General features: G+C 58.8%; 18 protein-coding genes. 4 read left to right on the forward strand and 14 right to left on the reverse strand.

Annotation, left to right across the window (positions count from 1 at the left end):
• Nucleotides 1-219: 219 nt before the first annotated feature.
• The 3 genes from HBO23_RS12635 (at nt 220) to HBO23_RS12645 (ending at nt 2,955) form a co-directional block, all read left to right on the forward strand.
• On the forward strand, nt 220-1,038 hold the full coding sequence (locus HBO23_RS12635; protein WP_262378184.1) for a WYL domain-containing protein: 819 nt from the start codon (nt 220-222) through the stop codon (nt 1,036-1,038).
• Nucleotides 1,039-1,088: 50 nt separating this feature from the next.
• Nucleotides 1,089-2,615, forward strand: a complete 1,527-nt coding sequence (locus HBO23_RS12640) for a purine phosphorylase (protein WP_170038280.1) — start codon at nt 1,089-1,091, stop codon at nt 2,613-2,615.
• A gap of 106 nt (nt 2,616-2,721) precedes the next feature.
• Complete coding sequence (locus HBO23_RS12645) at nt 2,722-2,955, forward strand: hypothetical protein (protein ID WP_170038282.1); 234 nt, start codon at nt 2,722-2,724, stop codon at nt 2,953-2,955.
• Here the strand turns inward: HBO23_RS12645 and HBO23_RS12650 are convergent.
• The 14 genes from HBO23_RS12650 to HBO23_RS12715 form a co-directional block, all read right to left on the reverse strand.
• Nucleotides 2,935-4,110, reverse strand: coding sequence for a hypothetical protein (locus HBO23_RS12650; protein WP_170038284.1), 1,176 nt, complete (start codon nt 4,108-4,110; stop codon nt 2,935-2,937). The genes HBO23_RS12645 and HBO23_RS12650 overlap by 21 nt on opposite strands.
• A gap of 417 nt (nt 4,111-4,527) precedes the next feature.
• Nucleotides 4,528-5,862 carry an aromatic acid/H+ symport family MFS transporter gene (locus HBO23_RS12655; protein ID WP_170038286.1) on the reverse strand — a complete coding sequence of 445 codons (1,335 nt, stop codon included), beginning with the start codon at nt 5,860-5,862 and terminating at the stop codon, nt 4,528-4,530.
• A gap of 53 nt (nt 5,863-5,915) precedes the next feature.
• Complete coding sequence (locus HBO23_RS12660) at nt 5,916-6,677, reverse strand: 1,6-dihydroxycyclohexa-2,4-diene-1-carboxylate dehydrogenase (RefSeq protein ID WP_099549812.1); 762 nt, start codon at nt 6,675-6,677, stop codon at nt 5,916-5,918.
• 10 nt (nt 6,678-6,687) lie between these two features.
• Nucleotides 6,688-7,710 carry a benzoate 1,2-dioxygenase electron transfer component BenC gene (gene benC / locus HBO23_RS12665; RefSeq protein WP_170038288.1) on the reverse strand — a complete coding sequence of 341 codons (1,023 nt, stop codon included), beginning with the start codon at nt 7,708-7,710 and terminating at the stop codon, nt 6,688-6,690.
• A 10-nt stretch (nt 7,711-7,720) separates the two neighbouring features.
• Entirely contained in the window at nt 7,721-8,209 is a 489-nt protein-coding gene (gene benB / locus HBO23_RS12670; protein WP_170038290.1) for a benzoate 1,2-dioxygenase small subunit, read from the reverse strand.
• Entirely contained in the window at nt 8,206-9,582 is a 1,377-nt protein-coding gene (locus HBO23_RS12675) for a Rieske 2Fe-2S domain-containing protein (protein ID WP_170038299.1), read from the reverse strand. Before HBO23_RS12675 ends, benB begins: the two co-directional genes overlap by 4 nt.
• A 107-nt stretch (nt 9,583-9,689) precedes the next feature.
• On the reverse strand, nt 9,690-10,637 hold the full coding sequence (locus tag HBO23_RS12680) for an AraC family transcriptional regulator (RefSeq protein WP_170038301.1): 948 nt from the start codon (nt 10,635-10,637) through the stop codon (nt 9,690-9,692).
• A 216-nt stretch (nt 10,638-10,853) separates the two neighbouring features.
• Nucleotides 10,854-12,662, reverse strand: coding sequence for an ABC transporter ATP-binding protein (locus tag HBO23_RS12685; RefSeq protein WP_170038465.1), 1,809 nt, complete (start codon nt 12,660-12,662; stop codon nt 10,854-10,856).
• A 145-nt stretch (nt 12,663-12,807) separates the two neighbouring features.
• Complete coding sequence (locus tag HBO23_RS12690; protein ID WP_056859925.1) at nt 12,808-13,266, reverse strand: Hsp20 family protein; 459 nt, start codon at nt 13,264-13,266, stop codon at nt 12,808-12,810.
• Nucleotides 13,267-13,446: 180 nt separating this feature from the next.
• Nucleotides 13,447-13,812: a response regulator gene (locus HBO23_RS12695; RefSeq protein ID WP_065930162.1), complete on the reverse strand. Its 366-nt coding sequence runs from the start codon at nt 13,810-13,812 to the stop codon at nt 13,447-13,449.
• Nucleotides 13,813-13,835: 23 nt separating this feature from the next.
• A complete protein-coding gene (locus HBO23_RS12700; RefSeq protein ID WP_170038303.1) occupies nt 13,836-15,275 on the reverse strand; it encodes an ATPase domain-containing protein in 1,440 nt (479 codons plus the stop codon).
• 497 nt (nt 15,276-15,772) lie between these two features.
• Nucleotides 15,773-16,615, reverse strand: coding sequence for a DUF1460 domain-containing protein (locus HBO23_RS12705; protein ID WP_170038305.1), 843 nt, complete (start codon nt 16,613-16,615; stop codon nt 15,773-15,775).
• Between the two features lie 50 nt (nt 16,616-16,665).
• Nucleotides 16,666-18,720: a prolyl oligopeptidase family serine peptidase gene (locus HBO23_RS12710; RefSeq protein ID WP_170038307.1), complete on the reverse strand. Its 2,055-nt coding sequence runs from the start codon at nt 18,718-18,720 to the stop codon at nt 16,666-16,668.
• A gap of 42 nt (nt 18,721-18,762) precedes the next feature.
• Nucleotides 18,763-19,674, reverse strand: a complete 912-nt coding sequence (locus HBO23_RS12715) for a LysR family transcriptional regulator (protein ID WP_170038309.1) — start codon at nt 19,672-19,674, stop codon at nt 18,763-18,765.
• Nucleotides 19,675-19,788: 114 nt separating this feature from the next.
• Here HBO23_RS12715 and HBO23_RS12720 point away from each other — a divergent pair, with 114 nt between their 5' ends.
• Nucleotides 19,789-20,994, forward strand: a complete 1,206-nt coding sequence (locus HBO23_RS12720) for an MFS transporter (RefSeq protein ID WP_170038311.1) — start codon at nt 19,789-19,791, stop codon at nt 20,992-20,994.
• Nucleotides 20,995-21,050: the final 56 nt, after the last annotated feature.

Here is a 21,050-nt window from a genome sequence, read left to right on the forward strand (position 1 = left end):
CGCTGTCAGTCGCCAATTCTCTACAAACACCGAAACGGTGGATGGCAGGGAGAAATTGCACCTAACAGGTTGCTAGCGTATGATTACTATACGCATAGTTTTTAGATGCAGTCTAGTTTTTATACGCTATCGAGGTTCGACATGACAAACGATTCCAATCCCACGGACGAGCAACCCACTAAGGGTCGGCAAGGAGCGCGTTGGGGCCAGGAGCGTCGCTTGGAATTCATCGACTATCGGTTGCGGTGGGATGGACAAATCAACCGAAGCAATCTCACTGACTTCTTCGGCATATCGGTGCCACAAGCTTCGCTGGATATAACCGAGTACACAAAGCTGGCCTCTAACAACATGGAGTACGACACGCGAGCGCGTGTTTACCGAGCGACGGAAGCATTCCAGCCGGTTTTTCAGTCCAGTGCAGTTGAACGTTACCTCGAAGATTTGTTGCGCGTGGCTGTTCAACCAGATGTGCCTTACGGGAGCTTTTTGGGATGGCAATCCCCCGTCGCTGGCGTTCCCAAACTGGGACGACGTCTTAACGCAGATGTTGTTGGTGAGATTCTGCGAGCCATTCGTGAGAATGGTTCAGTTGAGGTCACGTACCAGTCCATGACTGACCCCGAAGGCAGTGAACGTAAGCTGACCCCTCATGCGTTAGTGCATGACGGAAATCGCTGGCATGCACGAGCGTACTGCCATAAACGCAATGACTTCCGAGATTTCTCGCTGACACGTATTAAGCGTGCTCAGTACGCAGGCCCAGATCATGAGCGAGCATCGATGGATACAGCCTGGAACAAGATGGTCGACGTCGTTCTCACGGCTCATCCCAAGCTCAGTCCTGCTAAGCGTCGCCTGATCGAGAGCGACTATTCAATGGAAAACGGAGAAATGCATCTTGAGTGCCGCCAAGCGTTGCTGCTCTACCTGCTTTTCCAGCTCAACCTCACGGAGGATCAAGCTGAACAACGTCCCGAAGTCATTCAACTGGCACTCAAAAATAGGGATGAGATTTATGCCCTGCTACACCCATAACGATTAGAAGCCAGCCAACACTCACCACATCAGCTACTGGAATTGTCACGATGGCAAATCTTGAAAATGAATTCATTCTGATCGCAGGCAGCATCTCCAAGAAGACAGAGAAGGCCACGATCGACTTCGCGCATGACTTCACTCGTGCGGTTACTAAGAGCGTCCTGGCTGCGCAGGGGGGCTTGGTCGTCTACTTGGCAGGCTGCCCCACCAATGAAGGTGGTGATGCGCTGACCTTCGATTGGACGGTGGCCTACGAGGCAGAAATACTGTTGGCTGGCTCCCCCCCTGCCCGCCAGTTGAAGATCGTGACCTCTAAGTTGGCCATGCAGAAAAAAATGACTCCAGAGCAGCGAATGTTCATCCGCCGACTCTCGGCTGCAAATTTCGCGGAGATCATCTACCTCGAAGACGACGTGGTCACCGGCGGAAACATCGGTGATGAACAAGTGGAATTTGCCACGGCGATAATTGCGCTGGGTGGCGGTAAAGGTGTTTCAGACCGAGCCCGCAAGATGCGCAAACGAAAGCTGCCCGTGCTGCCATTTGATTTGCACCTTGGTGGGTTCAGCGAGGACGGCCAAGGAGCGCTCGGCCTTCACGCAAACTTCTTCAAGGAGCCCCTGACGCTGTTTCCGTTCACGGGCGAGCAGGTGAAAGGCCGACTGGACAGCATGTCTCTGCAGGAGCCGCTGCACAGCCTGGACAAGCTGGCAGATCTTTCCGTAGAAATGTTCCAAGATGAGATCGTGGCCAGGGAAGCGACACGCTCTCCAGACCTTCTGGTCATCACGGCTATCGCCATTGAGCTGGCAGCTGCAAAGAAAATGTTCGGTGTTGGCGAAGATGTTCCAACGCGCTTCACCGCACATGGCGTCCACTATTGGCCCGTGACAATTCAACGACCTGACGGCCCACTTTCTTGCGTCATCGCTTCTCTCGGCAATGCTGGCAACGTCAATGCAACCGCCATCACAACGCTCCTGCTGTCGGAGCTGAAACCTAAAAAAGTTCTTATGATGGGGATCGCAGCGGGCCGGCGTAAAAAACTGAGCCTTGGTGAAGTCATCTTGTCCGAGCGCGTCGTGTACTACGAAGGGGCAGCAGCGCTTGCCGGTGGCAAGCTTGCAGCGCGACCGGAAATGCCTCGACCTGGGCTCTCTACCCAGCAAGATCTCAATGCTTACTTCGCAACCGCGTCCTTACCCGATCGTCTGCAAGACCATGCGAACAAGCTTGGCTTCGCGATGCCGATAGCATCCATAGCGGGTGAGGTTGCTGCCCAGTTAAAAGTATCCCCTGCAACCATTGCTTCCGGCGAACTGCTAATTCGAGACCCGAAACTTTTCGAGAGTTTCCAAGGCATTCACGACAAAGCTGTGGTAGCTGAAATGGAGGCTTACGGGGTGTTCGACGCCTGCGACAAGCAGAACGTGCCTGTGATAGTCGTTCGCGGCATCAGCGATTACGGTGACAAGACCAAGGACAACACTTTCCACAAGGTGGCTTCCGAAGCTGCTGCCATCGTGACCCTGGATTACGCCATCCATGGATGGAGCCGCAGACCGGCTCTCTGAGCCATCGTCTCTTGTTAAGTTGAGCGCCCTTCGGCCAAGGGCGCTTTCATCATAAAGAGCAACCTGCTCCGGCGTAAGGGGCCGGACTATGCAAGGAGACATGAACTTGACTGATGACGTCCGATCCGAAGACCAGCCACTTCCGCCCTGCTCCATCCCTGCATCATGCCAAATATCATTTCGGGGCATACCTGAAGGTGTTGAGTGGCAAGAAAAATTCATCGCCATTGCTCGAAAGGTGGTTGAAGCCTCTGGTTGCCACCATCAGCTCAATGAGGATATTGAAATCACTGTCAAAACCCCTGAAATTCTTCATTCGTTAACCCCCAAAAAATCTTGAAAGGCGTTGCCTGACGGAGCTTTTGGTAAGCGGCGCATCAAATTTAAAATCAATGACCTCAATACCATTTTCAGCACATAGCCTACGTTTGGAGGCGTCTCTTTCCACCACCCGTAGATGAGCCTCCTCACCACCGAAGACCTTTAGAGGCCGGTAGTGCTGCTCTCCTTGATGCTCAATAGCGAGCCCCAGCTCTGGCAGGTAAATGTCGAGTCTCATCCTGCCAAGCCACCCTGGAGAGGCTTCACGCAAAACCTGATGATCAGGAAAAATCTCCCGCACCAAACCGTACAATGCGGACTCCCGCCGCCACCGGCTTAACCTAAGGACGTGCATCACCTCGGCGCGAGCGGTTCTCTGATCTACCTTCAGATCAAACATCACTTGATCGAGGTAGCTTTCATAATTGGTCTCAATACTAGGACCGTACCTTTCGTCTTCAGGGGCCGACTTAGCAATACACAAGTGGCACAGGCCCATTCCGTAGTCGCACGTTGAAATGTACTCACGCAACGCGGACCTGTGATATCCCCCAGCTTCAACATTCGCCATGGCGTTTTCATGGAACGCTTTGGAGCACTCACAGAGGAGTCGCTTGCCAGACAGCATATGATCGAATGAGACGATTCTCAGCCCCCAAGAACTCGACAAGGGGTCGAGGTTCGAGATAAGCGGCTGGGACGGCGGTGATTGCACAAGGCGGCTCAAAACAGCCTGGATGACCTCTGAGCCAAGCTTGATGTGATTGATCCGCACAGTGTGGTTTGTCTGCCTCTTCAGGTCTTTTCGCTTGAGTTGATGAACCTTGGAAACCCCTCCCCCATACACTATGGGAAGCAATTCTAGAGACTCAGACGTAAGCTCAATCTGATCGAAAGCGTGCGACGTAGCAGTGGATAGCGTGATTTCCGGGTACCAAGTCTCGTATTCACTACCAAGAAGGACTGACAGCGAAGCGTACCGTTGCTTGAAGTACATCGCGTGGAATTTGACCCTGGGAGGTTTAACCAAGATGTCCGAGAAAGCTCCTGCGAATCGTTCATGCAGATGTGCTTCGAGAGCACGCTCGATAGCAAGCACAGGGGTCATGCCGGGCGCAGAGAGGTCTCGTGCAATTGATTCAACCAAGCTCATTCCATCGAGCGACACTTCCACAGCGATCTCGCAATTTCAGCAGAATTGATCCATAGCATGACTCTGGTGCACATCCGAAACAAGAAACAAATCGATTGCACGCGGATGGAAGGCTGCTGCCGACGCATTGCAGCATAAAAATACTGCAACGCAACTCCAAGCCAGGATGAGGACTGTCACAAGAACATTAAATACTGACTTCAGGGCGTACACTGAAAGCTAGCTAAAGCCACACTGGTGTTTATCAGGAATCGCCATTCACGATCGCTAGCACAGCCAGTGCAAGTGGGGGCAAAAATGGGGGCACAACTATTTTTTTCGACCTGAAATAACCGCCCTAGAGCCATGTCAAAATGTTTTTTGGCGACCCTGACAGTCTCTAGGCGTCTTCTGGAGGGCTCGAATGCAACTGCCAGAGCAACGCCGACGGTTTGGCAGTCACAGCGCCGGGGCAGCGGGCATGGCAATACGGGTGCGCCGCTCATTCAGGGCAAACACCGTCATCGCCAGCGCTGCAATCGCGCCGGGGATCGCAAAGACCATGAAATTCAGTTGCAGAGGCAGTTCGATCGCCATCAGCGCGCCGCCCAACAGCGGGCCGACAATCGCGCCATTGCGACCGATGCCGGACGCCCAGCCCAGGCCCGTGGCGCGAATCGACAAGCCGTAAAGCTGCGCAGCCCCCGCGTACAGCAGGATCTGCGTACCAATGGTGGTGGCACCCGCGACGAAGATCAGCAGGTACAGGACCGGCATCGGGCTGTTGATGCCCAGCAGGCTGATCGAGACCATGGCCGCGGCGAAGAAGCAGATCACGACTTTCACCAGGTTCAGGCGGTCGCCCAAACGGCCGCCGAGCAGCGCCCCGGCCATGCCGCCCAGGTTCAGCGCGATCAGGAACGACAGGCTCGACCCCAGGCTGTAACCGGCGCCGGCCATCAGCTTGGGCAGCCATGAACTCAATGCATAGACCATCAGCAGGCAGCAGAAAAACGCGACCCAGATCATCGCCGTACGTACCGCCAGGCCATGGCGGAACAGCTCTACCACCGAGGCGCCTTTACCGTTGCTGTCGACGATCACCAGTGCATCGTCGACCTCGATCCTGGTGCCTGGCGACAACCGATTAAGCAGCGCGCGAGCCTTGTCTTGTTGGCCCTGGCGGATCAGGAAGCCGATGGACTCAGGCAGCCAGTACACAATCAGTGGCAACAGCAGCAGCGGAATCACCGCCACAAAAAACATCGACTGCCAACCATAGGCCGGCAGCATGAAAATCCCCACGCTGGCGGCGAGCATGCCGCCCAGGGAATAGCCGCTGAACATGAAGGCCATCAAGGTGCTGCGCAATTTCTTCGGCGCGTATTCGTTGATCAGCGCCGCCGCGTTGGGCATCAACCCGCCGCAGCCGAGCCCGGCGATAAAACGGCAGATACCGAACTCGGTTGGGCTGCTGGCAAAGCCATTGATCACGGTGGCCAGACTGAACAGGGTGAAACAGAACACGATGCCTTTCTTGCGCCCGAAACGGTCCGCCAGGGTGCCGAAAATCAACGCGCCGAACATCATGCCGAACAGCGCATAGCTGCCCAGGGCGCCAGCCTGCAACGGCGTCAGCCCCCACTCGCGCATGATTGACGGCAGGACCACGCCGTAGATAAACAAGTCATAGCCGTCAAAGATCAATAGCAAGGCACACAGGCTCACGATCAACCAGTGGAAGCGGTTGAACGGGGCATTATCGATAATCGAATGGACATCATGGCTACGCATGGCAGTGCTCTCTTTATTGTTGTTGTGAGTCAGTGTCAGCTGATGGAACAGCCTTAGCCGAGGTCGCCGCCGCCCACCGGCAAGGTCACGCCGGTGATGTAGGAGGCCTCGTCGCACGCCAGGAACAGAATCGCGCCAGCTTGTTCGTCGATGCTGCCGTAGCGTTTCATCGGGCTGCTGTCGAGGGTCTGGTCGACGATCTGCTGGTACCACACACGCTCTTGCTCGCTTTGCGGCTGGCTGTTGCGCGGGATCCGCCGTGGCGGTGCCTCGGTGCCGCCGGGCGCGGTGGCGTTGACCCGGATCCCGCTGCCGGCAGTCTCCAGGGCCAGGCAGGCCGTCAAGGCATTCACACCGCCCTTGGCCGCGCCATACGGCACGCGATTGACCCCACGCGTCGCCACGGAAGACACGTTGACGATGGCGCCCGCGCCCTGCTCCAGCATGTAGGGCAGCACGCAATGGCAGCACCACAACGTAGGGAACAGCGAGCGGCGCACTTCGGCCTCGATTTCAGCCTCGGCGTAATGCTCGAAAGGCTTGGCCCAGATAGTCCCGCCGACGTTGTTGACCAGCACGTCGATGCGCCCGAAACGCGCCGTGGCGGCGGCCATCACCCGCGCGCACTCGCTGTAGTGTTCCAGGTCGGCGGTCAGCAGCAGCGCTCGCTCATGCTGCAATTCATGCACCAGCTCGGAGCGATCCACCGCGACCAGCCAGGCGCCCTCCTCCAGCAAGCGCTCGGCGACACGCCGGCCGATCCCTTGGGCAGCGCCGGTGACCAGCGCGACCTTGTTGTTAAACCGTTGAGTCATGCGGCAGTCCTCAGGCGGCATCGCACGTGGCGACGGCGTTAGCGGTGAATTTCTCGTAATGGAAGCTGGCCGGGGTCACGCCCTGCTGCTTGAAGTGCTCGCGCACCGCATCGACCATCGGCGGCGGGCCGCACAGGTACACGTCGACATCGCCGCCATTGAGGGCTTCGTCGGCCATGTGCTGCGTCACATAGCCCTGGCGCGGGTGAGTGGTGTGCGGATCAGCCACGCAGGTCACCAGGTTGAAGTCGGGCAACCGCGCGGTAAAAGCCTGCAACGCCTCGACCATCACCAGGTCCTGATCGCGCGTTACGCCGTAGATCAACCGGATTGGGCGGGTTTCCTGGCGCTGCGCGAGCACTTCAAGCATCGACAGGAACGGCGCCAAGCCGGTACCACCGGCCAGTAACAACAGCGGCCGCGCCACCTCACGCAGGTAGAAACTCCCCAGCGGGCCGGTGATCGCCACGCGGTCGCCCGGCTGGGCGTGCTCCAGCCAGCTGCTCATCAACCCGCCGGGCACGTGCTTGATCAGGAAGCTGGCGTGCGTGTCGCCCGGGCGACTGCTGAAGGAGTAAGCGCGTGTCTGCCCACTGTCGGGCACGCTGATATTCACGTACTGGCCGGGCAGGAATACCGGCGCCTGGTCCAGCTCGAAACTCACCTGCAGCGCGGCATCGGCATGTCGGGTGATGCCGGCCAGCGTCGCGGCAAACTGCGTGGTGCCGGTCTTGCAGGCGCTGGACGGCACCGGCACGGCGATCACGCAGTCGGACTGCGGCACCATCTGGCAGGTCAGTACCTGGCGCGCCTGCGCTTCGTCGGCGCTCAGCGCGTCGTCGATATAGTCGTCGCCCAAGTCGTAGGCGCCGGTTTCACAGCGGCATTTGCAGGTGCCGCACACACCGTCCGAGCAGTCCATGGGCAGGTTGATGCGTTGGCGGAAGGCGGCATCGAGCACCTTTTCCCCCACCTTGCAGTCGATGAAGCGGGTCACCCCATCCTCGAAGTTCAGGGCAATGGCATACGTCATGGCGGTGTCCTCAGATGTGGTAGATGTCGATGACCTGGTGGATGTAGTCGTTTTTAAGCACCACCTTCTTGCGCGTGATCAGCGGCTGCTCGGCACCGATGTCGAGGCGATAGAAGGAAGTACCGAAATAACTGTCGGTGGTTTTGTAGCGATGGCTGAGGGTGTGCCAGTTGAAACGCAGGTCCACCTGCGCGCCGTCGGCAGCCAGCACTTCGAGGTTGCACAGCATGTGCACGGTGCGTGGCTCGGGCGTGCTGGCGCTGGAGCGCTCGGTCTTGATGCGGAAGATGCGGTCTTCCAGGCCGTCACGGCTGGGGTAGTAGATCAGCGAGATTTCGCGCTGCGGGTCTTCGGTGAGGGTGTCGTGATCGTCCCAGGCGGGCATCCAGAACTCGGCCTTGGGCGAATAGCAGGCCAGCCAGTCATCCCATTGGCGGTCGTCGAGCAGGCGCGCTTCACGGTAGAGAAAATCCAGCAGGTGCTCAGGGGCAAGGCTCATGGCTGCACCTCGCGGTCGCTGGCAATCAGCCCTTGCTGTTCGCGCTCGATCGCACGCTGCAGGCTTTGGGCCCAGTGCGCATGCTGGCGCACAAACAAGCCCTCGTCCTCGGTCTTGACCCCGCTGAGCTGCGGTTGCATACCCATGGCCAAGGCATTCTCATCGGCCCCTTCCACCCACTGTTTGGCGCCACGGCTGAGGTCATTCCACAGGGTGCTCGCGCCCTGGTAACCGGTCTGGCAGGCGCGGAATTCCTCGAGGTCATCCGGGGTACCCATGCCGCTGACGTTAAAGAAGTCTTCGTACTGGCGAATCCGCGTGGCGCGCTCCTGGGCGCTTTCGCCGATGGGCGCCATGCAATAGATAGTCACTTCGGTTTTATCCACGGCGAGGGGGCGCACCACGCGGATCTGGGTCGAGAACTGGTCCATCAGGTACACATTGGGGTAGAGGCAGAGGTTGCGGGTCTGGTCGACGATAAAGTCGGCGCGCGCCTGGCCCAGGCGTTCGGCCAAGGCCTCGCGGTGAGCGTGCACCGGGCGCACTTCGGGGTTGAGCAGGCGCGTCCACAGCAGGATATGCCCGTGGTCGAAGGCGTAGACGCCGCCCAGGCTTTTCGACCAGCCATTGGCGTCGACGGTGCGCGTGCCTTCGGCCTCGTAGTTGCGCCGGCCCATGGTCGCCGAGTAGTTCCAGTGCACGGAGCTGACGTGGTAACCGTCGGCGCCGTTTTCGATTTGCAGCTTCCAGTTGCCGTCATAGACATAGGATGAGCTGCCGCGCAGCACCTCCAGGCCCAAAGGCGCCTGGTCGACCATCTGGTCGATGATCACGCGGGTTTCGCCCAGGTAATCGCGCAGTTCCGGCACCGCATCGCTGAGGCTGCCGAACAGGAAACCGCGGTAGCTTTCAAAGCGCGCCAGGCGCTTGAGGTCATGGGAGCCGTCGCAGTCGAAGCTGTCCGGGTAGGCGCCGGTCTTGGCGTCCTTGACCTTGAGCAGCTTGCCGGCGTTGCTGAACGTCCAGCCATGGAAGGGGCAAGTGAATGAGCCCTTGTTGCCTTGTTTGCGCCGGCACAGCATGGCGCCGCGATGCGCGCAGGCGTTGACCAGGCCATGCAGCGAGGCGTGTTTGTCACGGGTAATGACCACCGGCTGGCGGCCGATCCAGGTGGTGAAGTAATCGTTGATCTCGGGCACCTGGCTTTCATGGGCCAGGTAGATCCAGCCGCCTTCGAAGATGTGTTTCATCTCCAGGGCAAACAGGTCGGGGTCGGTAAAGATGTCGCGGCGGCAGCGGAACACTCCGGTGGCGGGGTCTTCCTGTACGGACTCGCGCAATTGGCCGGCGAGTCGGTCGAGTGTACTGATCATGGGGCGGGCCCTCCGTTGTTCTTGTATCAGGCGCCCTCACCGTACGTGTTCGCCCTGCGCGTCAATATCCGCTGCCTGCACATCGTTATCCGCCCGGCGCACGTCGCTTAACGATGGCGTTTGAAGGTCTGCGACGGCAGTTCGCCGAAGCATTTGCGATAGGCCTCGGCAAACCGCCCCAGGTGCATGAAGCCATGGTCCAAAGCCACCTCGGTCACGCTGCGCGTGCTGCGCAGTTGCAAGTGTGCGTGTACCCGTTCGAGCTTGCAGCGGCGTACATAGTCGCGCGGCGACAGCCCCACCTGGCGCGCAAACAGGCTGTACAGCGAACGTTCGCTGACGTTGGCCACCGCCATCAACTGCTCGACGCTGATGTCATCGCCCAGGTGCTGCTGGATAAATTCGCGCACCGCTTCAAACCCACCGCCGTGGGCCGCCTGGGGGATCACCCGCAACACATTGCTGCCCAGCAATGCCAGCAGCTTGTTGGCCACGATGCGTTCATACAGACCCTGCGTGTGGGGCTCGGCAGCGTTTTCCGCCTCATGGCAGATCAGCCCGAGCAACGGCAGGAAGCCGCCCATTTCACTGAGCGCGTGGCGGGCCGTCGCGAAGCGGATACCCACCTGCGGCAGGCTCCAGTGCTGCTCCAGGCAGGCGTTTTCCAGCAGGCGCACCGGCAGTTTGATGATGAATTTCTCGCAGTCGGCGGAATAGGTCAGGTCTACCGGGTCGTCCGGGTTGATCAGCAGGATTTCCCCCGGCCCGAACACGTCATCCTCACCACGGGAGCTGGAGCGGCAATGCCCGCTCAACAGGATCTGCAGGTGATAGATGGTCTCCAGCGCCACCGATGTGACCCGTACCGGTGCGCCGTAGCTGATGCGGCACAGGTCCAGGCTGGCGAAGGTGCGATGGCTGATACTCGCCCGGGGCCGGCCCTTGGGAGGCAGGCGAATGCAGTGGCTGCCCACGTGCTGGTTGACGTAGTCCGACACCGCGTAGGCATCGGCGCCCCGGAAAATCTGGCTGCGCTCACTCAATAGCACGGTCATGGTTGCGCCTCTTTTATAGTTATTGGGCTCAGGCTGACGCGTGGGTACGGGGGCGTCCAATATGGATAAAGTCTGAAGGGATACCCTGGAGGTATTGTCGGGCGTTCTGCGCCAGGGTTTCAGCGGTGCGCCGGGGCGCGCAGGGCTTGCGGTGAGCATGGCGTGCTAAAACTTTGAAACAATACGCTTGGCCGGATTGGACGGCCGCTCGGGTACCTAGCGATACCCCCGCGCCTGAACATCGAACAACTCGGCATAGCGCCCACCCGCCGCCATCAATTGGTGATGGCTGCCCTCCTCCAGGATTCGCCCGCCGTCCAGCACGATGATGTGGTCGGCATTGCGCACGCTGGAGAATCGATGGGAAATCAACAACGTCATGCGGCCCTTGGCGTGTTCGCGAAAATGCTCGAACACCGCCGCCTCGGCGCCGGCGTCCAGCGCAGCCGTCGGCTCGTCAAGAATCAGCAGGTCCGCCTCCTGGCGCATATACGCGCGTGACAAGGCGACTTTCTGCCATTGCCCACCCGACAACTCCTGGCCGCCAAGCCAGCGCCCTAACTGTGTGCCGTAGGTTCTGCTCAGGCGCTCGATGAATTCGGCGGCCACCCCCTGGGTAGCGGCAGTGCGCCAGCGCGCCTCGTCGTTCAGCGCATCGACGTCACCCACGCCAAGGTTCTCGCCGACGGTCATCTGGTAGCGGATGTAATCCTGAAAAATCACCCCGATGCGCTGGCGCAGTGTCTGTTCATCCCAGTCTTGCAAGTCGCTGCCATCCAGCAGAATGCGCCCCGCGTGCGGTGTATACAGGCGCGTGAGCAGTTTGATCAGGCTGGTTTTGCCCGAGCCATTCTCGCCCACCAGGGCCAGGCTTTGCCCCGGCGCCAAGTGCAGGTTGATGTCAGTCAATGCCGGCCGCTCAGCGCCGGGGTAACTGAAGCCCACGTGCTCGCAGCGCAGACCGTCGCCGGGACGCGCGCCCTGGGTAAGCCGGCCACGCGGCACGACCACGGGGGTTAGCAGGTACTCATAAAGGTCCGACAGAAACAGACTGTCGTCATACAGGCCGGCAATCGCGCTGAGGCTGGCGGTGATCGCACTTTGCCCCTGCTTGAACAGCACGATGTACATGGTCATCTGGCCCAGGCTGGTCTGGCCGCGCACGGTGTCCAGCACCACCCAGGCGTAAGCCACATAAAACGCCGCGGTGCCCAGCAAGCCCAGGGCAAAGCCCCAGGCATCCCGGCGCACCGTCAACTGGCGGTCTTCGGTGTACAAGCGCCGGGCGTTGTCGCGGTAGCGCTTGAGGAACAGCGGCGCCAGGCCGAACAGTTTGACCTCTTTGGCGTGGGTTTCGTGGGACAGCAGCGATTCCAGGTAATTCTGCTGACGGGTCTCGGGCGCGCGCCGGTGGAACAGGCGAAACGCATTGCCCGAGAAATGCGTCTCGGCGAAGAACACCGGTAACGCGCCGACCACCAGAATCACCAGCGCCCACGGCGAAAAGTGCACCAACAGCACGGCAAAGCTGATCAGCGAGATCAGGTTCTGCACCAGCCCCAGGCCCTTGGTGACCAGGCTCAGCGGCCGTGTCGACGCGCCCTGGCGCACGCGCACCAGCTTGTCGTGGAACTCGGCGTCTTCAAATTGCAGGAGTGAGAGGGTCTGGGCTTTCTCCAGAATCATCAGGTTGACCTTCACCCCCAACTGCACCCGCAGCAACGATTGCTGCATGGACAACGCACGCTGGGCGGCGGCCAGCAGCGCCAACACGCCCGCCTCGGCCAGCACGTACTGCATCACCGGCCACACGGGCGCCTGGCTGCCGGCGGCATGAATCTGCATCGCGTGCACCACGCCATCGACAATGCGCTGGCCGATCCAGGCAGCCAGCGCAGGCAACAGACCGGCAATGATGGTGGCCAACAGCAGGCCTATGAATAAGGGCCGCGACGTGCCCCACACCAGCTTCAGTGCCCGGCGCGCCTGGATGGAAAACGCGCTCAATCGATTCAACAGCACCATGAATGGCATGGACTCCGTGTGGGGGGCTGGGGTGAGACGGGTGGATTATGGCAGGCGATGGCGTTGCGCACATCCAACGACGAGGCAACGGGAGATTAATTAAAACAGAAGAAAAAAGGCGCTCCGCAGAGCGCCATAAACACACTTATTGCAGGCTTACTTGACGCTGGTCTGGCTTGCCGGCAGTACCGATCTCAATACGTTTTGGCTTGGCTTCTTCGGGTATAACCCGAAGCAGCTCGATGGCTAACAGGCCGTGGGTGAGCGCTGCACCTTGCACTTCGATATGGTCAGCCAGCCGGAAGGACAAGCGGAAGGCGCGTTGCGCTATCCCTTGGTGCAGGTAAGTCACCTTCTCGTCGTTTTCACGTTTTCCACCAGAAACGCTCAATACGCCATTTTCAACCTGAATGTCTATGTCCTCCTCAGTAAGCCCTGCCACTGCAATCACAATGCGGTATTGATCCTCACCATGCTTCTCCACGTTATGCGGTGGATAGGTATTACCAGCCTCACTACGAAGCGCTGATTCAAACAGGTCGTTGAAGCGATCAAAACCCACAGACTGACGAAACAGAGGGGCCAAAGAAAGAGTAGTAGCCATAGTAAATCTCCTGAGTGTTCTCCAAGTGATTTAAGACGCGACCCGTTTGCGGCATCGCGTAGAACCGAAAATAGGTGCTACCAAAACGTTTTCAAGAGCCCCTCGAAAAATTTTTTCAACTCGATTGTTTAGGCAGGCGGAGCCCGATCCTGCGTGGCTCCGGGTAGGTAGATGCAGTACTCACTGATCAGAGGCGAGCAGCTTTTTAACTTCGGCAATGATCAAGTCGATGTTGAATGGTTTCGACACTACCGCATCAAACAGATCCGATCTCTGCATACCGATGTGTGCCTGAGCACCGCTCATCAAGATGATCGGCAATTGATTAGCGCACGGGAGGGCTCGAACGGCTGTGGCAAATTCCAGGCCGTCCATAACAGGCATCATAAAGTCGGTGATGATCAAGGCAGGCCTTTCTCTATCCAGCACTTCCAGTCCTTTTCGACCATTGCTGGCAGTCACCACCATGAACCCCTCATCCTCCAGTGCGAAGCTGAGAATGTCAGCGATCAAATACTCGTCATCGACGACCAGGATGGTGGTCATGTTAATTCAACCCACTCAAAAGCTTAAGAAAGTGAACCGGGCGATGTCTCAGTGGGGGCTGAAGGTTCATGTCTCGAAGCCTTTTTCAGGAAAACATCGCGATCTTGGATGACAACCTCAAATCTGGAGGGGTCATAAGAGCTATCTCGTACCTTAAGAATGGAAAGCGTCCTGCTTAGTTCAGAGTGATTCTCAGAGAAACGCATCAGCATCAAGTTATCGACGATGCTGGACAGGTCAGAGTTTGGCGCGCTGACCTCGGAGCCAAATAGATCACGCATTTCCCAGGACGCGAATACGGTTACGCCCCTGGAGCGCAGTTCATTCATCAGCGCACTGAAGAAGTCAGTAGTTCGCGCCGGGTTTGTAGAGACTCGGGTCATACCGCTGAGGCTATCGATGAACAGGCGCTTGATGCCCTTCTCTTCTACAAGACTCAACAAGCGTGCGCCCAACCCATCCAGCAACCCCTCAGTGGTAGGCTGCCAGGCAATGCTCAGGGCGCCGCTGTTCTCCATGCCTTGGATATCGATACCCAATGATTGGCCTTTGAGTCGCAACCGTTGCGGGCTTTCATAAAAGCCAAAATGCAGTCCTGGAGCTTCCACCGTCGACTCGGCCAGAAACTTCAGGCCCAGCGTCGTTTTACCAATGCCGGAGGGGCCCATGACCAGAGACACGCTGGAACTGTAAAGGCCGCCCCCCAATATGCCGTCCAGCGAACCAATGCCACTGGCAATACGCGTCATGTCGGCGCTGTCGGGGGCGGACGGGTGGCTATAAAGGCTTTCGAGACGAGGGTAAACCACCAAGCCATTGTCGGTAATCTCACACTCATGAAGGCCTGTCAGTGCTCCACTGCCGCGAGTTTTACGCAGTTGAATACGACGTACCGAGCGAGTGCCAAATAGCTCTTCGCCCATTTCAATGACGCCATCAACCATGGTGTGTTCAGGGCTGCCGTCGTCGAGACGGGAGCTGGTCAGAAACAGCACCGTGCAACCCGCGAAAGCAGCGTGCCCTTGCAACTCGGAAATGAATTTCTTGGTGTCGATGTGCGAGTCGGCTTTTGAGCGAGCATTAAGCAAGCCGTCTACCACCATCACTGTAGCTTTTTGTCGACTTATCTCGCGCCGAAGCAGTTTTACCACCTCGTCCAGCCCTTCGTTTTCCAACGTATCAAACGCGCTGACAAACTGAATGTCGGCGCCCACTTTGGACGCGTCGAAAAAGCTCAGAGTAGAAAGAAACTGAAAAAGACGGTCGTGTGACTCGGCCAGCAGTGTGGCGACCAGAACCCGGCCTCCATTGTTCGCATGATGGAACCCAAGTTGGTTGGCCAGGATCGTTTTGCCAGAACCTGGCCGCCCCTGGATTATGTAGGAGGCGCCCGCGACCAGCCCTCCCTTGAGCAGAGCGTCGAGCCCTTCGATTCCACTTTGGAGGCGTTTTAGCTTTTCCACAATGCGACCCTGATCTGAAAAACAGGCTGTTTAAGCCGAGTGGTGGGAATGCTAACGCCATTTACGCTTTAGAGCCATTCAGACCTGAAGCATGGTGGGCGAATCAGCGGGGATGGAGTTCCAGATCGTGTCTCCCCATGCACCCATTCGCAGGTAGCGGCGGTAAAGACCTCACCTTGACCTTGTGGAAGTGCACCACCATGCCGACCCCGCACCTATGCAAATCGACACGAGTGTCACTAAGGTCGGGCGCCAGTCGGATGGCGGGCGGCAACTTCAGAAGCACGCAAGGTCGCACTGGGCGGCAGATATCTCATAGGGGCGGTATCCAGCGAGTCATCGGAAAGGCGCGTACATGAACGTTAACTCATGCAGCAGCCAAACTTACTGTAAACGTCGCCTCCCTGACGGGACAGTGGCTCAATTGACACTGAATGCTCAATGATGGGAAGGCTTTCGGTGTACTGGATCCGGAACGCCAACAGGGCGATGAGCCTTTACTCCTTGGCCCTCAGCACAACAATCCCCGGCGTGTTAGCCACATACGTAAGAAACGGCGAATCCACCACCTTCTGGCTGCCTGAATGCGAGGACGCATTGCGCAGTACGGGGCCTTTGTCCGTCATGATAAAGAACCCCACATGGGTCACATCCAGCCCGGCCAAGGGCGTATAGATGCCAATAAAATCGCCCTCGTGCAGGCGATTGATGACCTTCTTATCGATAAAACCGGCAGGAATGTAGGTGACCGTACGCTGGACCACCGGCAGGCCAGGCAAGTAGGTACTGCCGTCGGCTTTTTGGTTGAGGCGTTTTTCGCGGCGAACGGCATGGGCACTTATCTGCGCGGTGATGTCTTGCGCCGGTTTATACGTGCCGCTGTAGGCCCAATCCGTGTAGAAGTGCTTACGGCTCAGAAAGTCGAGATCGCCATCAACATAACGCGTGCGCAGCAGGTTCTTCATAAAGTCGGGTTGTGCTGCCGATTGTCGCAGGGCCTCGACGTAATCCAGGTAGGTAAAGCAATCCAGGCCTCGAAAATCGACCACCAACTGTTCGGGCGTGCTCAGTGAGCCCTGTAACTTGTTGGCAGCATAGGGCGTGCCTAAAAAGGCCTCCGAGATCAGGCCGATCTGTTGGCCCGCGGAAAGCAACCGGTAGTTTGGACGCTCATGGAGAATCGCATTGAGCTTCTCAACGGTGTAAGGATCCAGCGGTGCATCGAGCGTCAGCGGCGCGTTTGGCTGACGTTCGAACGCATGGCTTCCAGTGGTTGCGCCCGACGAGCCGCAACCCGCCAACAGCATCGACATCAAGATAAAAACATAGGGTGTGCGCATCTGACTCTTCACTTATCCAAGGGGCATCCGATCATACCTGCCAGCGCAAGTCAGCCGTGGCCGGCGCTCAAGCGCTCCCACAAAAAGCCGTAGACCAGCGCTTTCATGTACGCACTCTGGGCATTATCCGCCGCGCCGCCGTGGCCGCCTTCGATGTTTTCGTAGTACGTCACGTCCTGGCCGGCATCGATCATTTTGGCCGCAAGTTTACGGGCATGGGCCGGGTGTACGCGGTCATCGCGGGTCGAGGTGGTGAACAGCACCGGCGGATAGGTCTTGGCCGGGTCGAACAGGTGGTAGGGTGAAAACGTCTGGATGTAGGCCCATTCTTCAGGCACGTCCGGGTTGCCGTACTCTTCCATCCACGAGGCGCCTGCCAGCAAATGGTGATAGCGCTGCATGTCGAGCAACGGCACCTGGATGACGACGGCTGCGAACAGCTCGGGGTATTGGGTGAGCATATTGCCGGTCAACAGGCCGCCATTGCTGCCACCTTGCACGGCCAGGTGTCGGGGCGAGGTGATCTTGCGGTTGATCAGGTCTTGCGCCACTGCGGCAAAATCCTCATAGGCGCGCGCACGCTTGTGCTTGAGCGCCGCCTGATGCCAACGCGGGCCGTATTCGCCGCCGCCGCGAATATTCGCGACGGCATACACACCGCCTTTGGACAGCCAGGCGCGGCCCAGCCCGCCGGAATACTCCGGGCACAGCGACACTTCAAAACCGCCATAACCGTAGAGCAAGGTCGGCGCGTTGGCGTTGTACTGCAAGCCCTGTTCGTGCACCAGGAAATACGGCACGCGGGTGCCGTCCTTGGACACGGCAAAATGCTGTTCAACCTCATGCCGGCTCGCCTCGAAGAACGCCGGCATGGCTTTGAGCACTTCAGGTTGCGCGCCAAGCTCGGCCAGTGACAGCGTGACCGGCGTGAGAAAACCTCGGGTGACCATCCACACGGCATCGCTGTCATCGCTGTCGACGGCGCTCACATCCACGGTCGCCATCGCCGGCGCGCCGATAAATGCGCTGCGTGCCCAGCCTTGTGGGCCTGGCGTCAGCACGCTGAGGCGGTTTCTGACGTCCTCCAGCACGTTGAGTACCAAGTGGTTGCGGGTCCAGTCCATGCCGGCCAGTGAGGTGCTGTCCGATGGCACGAACAACAGGTCGAAATCCCGCGCGCCGGCCATGAACCGTGCAAAGTTGATCGCCAGCAACGAGCCGGCCACGTAGCCATCACCCACCGTCCAATCATCACGCAATTGCAGGAGCAACCAGTCTTTGTGCACCGACTTGTCGGCCGAGTTCGGCGCGTCGATTTTGCTCAGCGTGCCATCCGGGGCGCGCAGGTACAGTTCGTTGTTGTAGAACGCCAGGGTGCGGCTGACGAAATCACGCTCGTAGCCCGGTGTGCTGTCGTGCATCGCCGCGATATACATATCGTCGTGCCGGCCTTCGTAGACGATCGTCGCGGCACTCAGGGGCGTACCGCGCTGCCATTGCTTGACGATGCGCGGGTAACCCGAGCGGGTCATGCTGTCTGCACCGAAGTCGGTAAACACATACACGTTGTCGTGGTCGATCCAGCCCAGCCCACCCTTGGATTCGGGCAACTCGAAGCCATCATTGACCCAGGCTTTTTCGACCAGGTCGAATTCGCGCGTGACACTCGCGTCCGCGCCGCCCCGGGACAGTGCAACCAAGGCGCGTTGATAGCCAGGGTGCAGGCAGTCGGCGCCGTGCCATACCCAATTCTCACCTTCCAGGGCATTTAACGCGTCGATGTCCAGCACGGTTTCCCAGGCCGGTTGCGCCTTGCGATATTGCGCCAGCGTGGTCCGCCGCCACAGGCCGCGAGGGTGGGCGGCGTCGACCCAGAAGTTGTAATAGTGGGCGCCGATTTTTTCCACGTAAGGGATATTGCTGTCCGAATCGAGCACCGCCAGCAGGTCGGCCTGCATGGCCTTGAAAGACACGGATTCGGCGAGTCGGGCGTGGGCCTTGAGGTTTTGTGCGCGCACCCAATCCAGCGCCTGCGTGCTGTCGACGTCTTCCAGCCAAAGGTAAGGATCGTCGCCCGTGGAAGGCGGTGTCGGGAGGTTTGGCATCTGCGCATCCTGTGGAAAATTTGTTCGGAAAATCAAGGAGTGTCACTCAACCGCGCCCAACCCTGCAACCAGCACCTCCACCACCGCACGCACCTTGGGCAGCGCGTGGCGGCTTTTGACCCAGGCCACACTGATGCCCATCCCTTCACTTGCCCATTGCGGCAAGACTTGCACCAGCGACCCGTCCTGCAAGTGTTGCTCAATCAGCCACGACGGCAGTTGTGCAATACCGCAGCCGGCCAGCGCAGCCATCTTCAGGCCGTTGCCATGGCCGATCACCAGTTGCGGCTGCACGTGGCTGTGCAGTGTCGCGCCATGTTCGCCGGCGTGCTGCCAGTGGCTGACGCGACCATCGACCCAGCCGTAGGCAATGCACTGATGCTGTTCAAGGTCACGCTCGGACTGTGGCGTGCCGTGGCGAGTGAGATACGCAGGGGACGCACATAAAACATGCCACTCTCGGGTAAGTAACTGGTGCCCTACCGTCTCCGGCCAGGCCGGGTCGTCGCCGATGTGCACGACGATATCCACGCCTTCCTTGAACGGATCGACAAAGCCATCAGAGAAGGAGATGTGCGGGGTCAGCAATGGATGAGTGTTCAGCCACGGCAGCAGGATCGGCAGCACCTGCGCCTGGCCAAAGGCGCCGGGCAGGTCAATGCGCACACGCCCGCGCAGTTCGGTGTTTTCAGCCTGCAATGCCCATTCGGCTTCTTCCAGGTCGGTTAATACGCCGGTGCAGGTGCGCAGGTAGGCAACGCCGGCATCGGTCAGCGACAACCTGCGCGTGGTGCGTTGGAACAGTCGGGCACCCAGACGGGCTTCCAGGCGCGCAATGCTTTTACTCACGGCCGAGGCGGTCAGGTTCATTTTCCCGGCGGTCGCCGTAAAGCTGCCGTACTGCGCGACACAGACGAATACATCGATGCCCTTCAGGCGCTCTGAAGAAAACATGCACAGCCCTTATTCATGAATTGAGTTCCTGTGTCTGGATAAAAACCATCCTAAATCAGAACTCGGTTCAAAGGTAAGCTGCTTGTACTCTGATAAATGGACTCTGAGGCTCGAATGCTGGCCACGCTGAAAAACTACCCCGCCACCCTCAACCTGCTATTGAGCGCCTCGCTGATACTGACGCTCGCCCGCGCAATCACCCTGCCCTACCTGGTCATCTATTTGTCGAGCCACTTTGGCTTGAGCATCGCCGATATCGGCTTGGTGATCGGCAGCACACTGATCATTGGCTCGCTGCTGAGCCTGTATGGCGGCTTTCTGGTGGATCGGATGAGCAGTTACCGGCTTATCCTGCTCTTCTGCGGTGTGTTCACGCTGGGCTTTCTCGGCGCCCCTATCGCGCCTGCGCTCTGGCTGTTTTACCTGTGCCTGGTGTTGGTGAACCTGGCGTATGCGGTGATTGATATCGCGGTAAAAGCCGGGTTTGGCAGCCTGCTCCCCGTTGAACAGCGCAGTGAAGCGTTTTCGATCAAATACACGCTGACCAATATCGGTTATGCCGTCGGGCCGTTCCTGGGCGCGGGGTTGGCCGCCGTGGATGCCAGCCTGCCGTTTCTGATGTCAGCCGGGCTGGGTGCCGGGTTCTTGTTTATTTACTTCGTGTGGGGCGACAGGCGTTTGGAGACGGCCCAAGCAAACCAGCCACCCGTAGCGTTCCTGGCGGTCGCCACACTGCTGCTGCGCGATTACCGCCTGGTGTGCTTTACCCTCGGCGGACTTCTCAGTGCCGTGGTATTCGGCCAGTTCACGGCCTACCTCTCGCAGTACCTGATCGTCACCACTACACCTCAGGAGACCTACCGGATCATCAGCACGATCGTGGCCACCAATGCCCTGACAGTTATCAGTTTGCAATACAGCCTCGGCAAGCGGATTTCCCCGCGCGACCTGAATCGGTGGCTTGCCGCTGGCCTGAGCCTGTTTATTGTCGGGCTGGGCGGGTTTGCGCTGTCGACCACGCTGCTGATGTGGGTGCTGTCGATGGCGATTTTCACCCTTGGCGAAATTATCGTGTTCCCGGCCGAATACATGTTCATCGATAACATCGCGCCCAATCACCTGCGCGGCATGTACTACGCCGCGCAGAACCTGGGCAATGTCGGCGCGGCGTTGGGGCCGGTGTTGTGTGGGTGGGTGTTGGCTACGCAGCCGGCGTACAGCATGTTTTATATGTTGGTGGTTTTTGTTGTGGCGGGCGGGTTGATGTACTTTTTGGGAGGGCTGACTGCTAGTAAGCGTGGCAGCCTGACGCCACCGTAAGACGTTTGAAGGAGTGGATTCATCTTGTTGCGAGGCAACGACAGCGGGTTGTGAGC

Source organism: Pseudomonas sp. WS 5532, assembly GCF_012985445.1.
GTDB classification, from domain to species: Bacteria; Pseudomonadota; Gammaproteobacteria; order Pseudomonadales; family Pseudomonadaceae; genus Aquipseudomonas; species Aquipseudomonas edaphica.

Bases quoted from the DNA above. Each gene is read 5' to 3' on its own strand.
- HBO23_RS12685 (WP_170038465.1), bottom strand. From the start codon at position 12,662: ATGGTGCTGTTGAATCGATTGAGCGCGTTTTCCATCCAGGCGCGCCGG.
- HBO23_RS12660 (WP_099549812.1), bottom strand. From the start codon at position 6,677: ATGACTCAACGGTTTAACAACAAGGTCGCGCTGGTCACCGGCGCTGCC.
- benB (WP_170038290.1), bottom strand. From the start codon at position 8,209: ATGAGCCTTGCCCCTGAGCACCTGCTGGATTTTCTCTACCGTGAAGCG.
- HBO23_RS12720 (WP_170038311.1), top strand. From the start codon at position 19,789: ATGCTGGCCACGCTGAAAAACTACCCCGCCACCCTCAACCTGCTATTG.
- HBO23_RS12715 (WP_170038309.1), bottom strand. From the start codon at position 19,674: ATGTTTTCTTCAGAGCGCCTGAAGGGCATCGATGTATTCGTCTGTGTC.
- HBO23_RS12675 (WP_170038299.1), bottom strand. From the start codon at position 9,582: ATGATCAGTACACTCGACCGACTCGCCGGCCAATTGCGCGAGTCCGTA.
- HBO23_RS12710 (WP_170038307.1), bottom strand. From the start codon at position 18,720: ATGCCAAACCTCCCGACACCGCCTTCCACGGGCGACGATCCTTACCTT.
- HBO23_RS12640 (WP_170038280.1), top strand. From the start codon at position 1,089: ATGGCAAATCTTGAAAATGAATTCATTCTGATCGCAGGCAGCATCTCC.
- HBO23_RS12695 (WP_065930162.1), bottom strand. From the start codon at position 13,812: ATGACCACCATCCTGGTCGTCGATGACGAGTATTTGATCGCTGACATT.
- benC (WP_170038288.1), bottom strand. From the start codon at position 7,710: ATGACGTATGCCATTGCCCTGAACTTCGAGGATGGGGTGACCCGCTTC.
- HBO23_RS12705 (WP_170038305.1), bottom strand. From the start codon at position 16,615: ATGCGCACACCCTATGTTTTTATCTTGATGTCGATGCTGTTGGCGGGT.
- HBO23_RS12690 (WP_056859925.1), bottom strand. From the start codon at position 13,266: ATGGCTACTACTCTTTCTTTGGCCCCTCTGTTTCGTCAGTCTGTGGGT.
- HBO23_RS12680 (WP_170038301.1), bottom strand. From the start codon at position 10,637: ATGACCGTGCTATTGAGTGAGCGCAGCCAGATTTTCCGGGGCGCCGAT.
- HBO23_RS12655 (WP_170038286.1), bottom strand. From the start codon at position 5,862: ATGCGTAGCCATGATGTCCATTCGATTATCGATAATGCCCCGTTCAAC.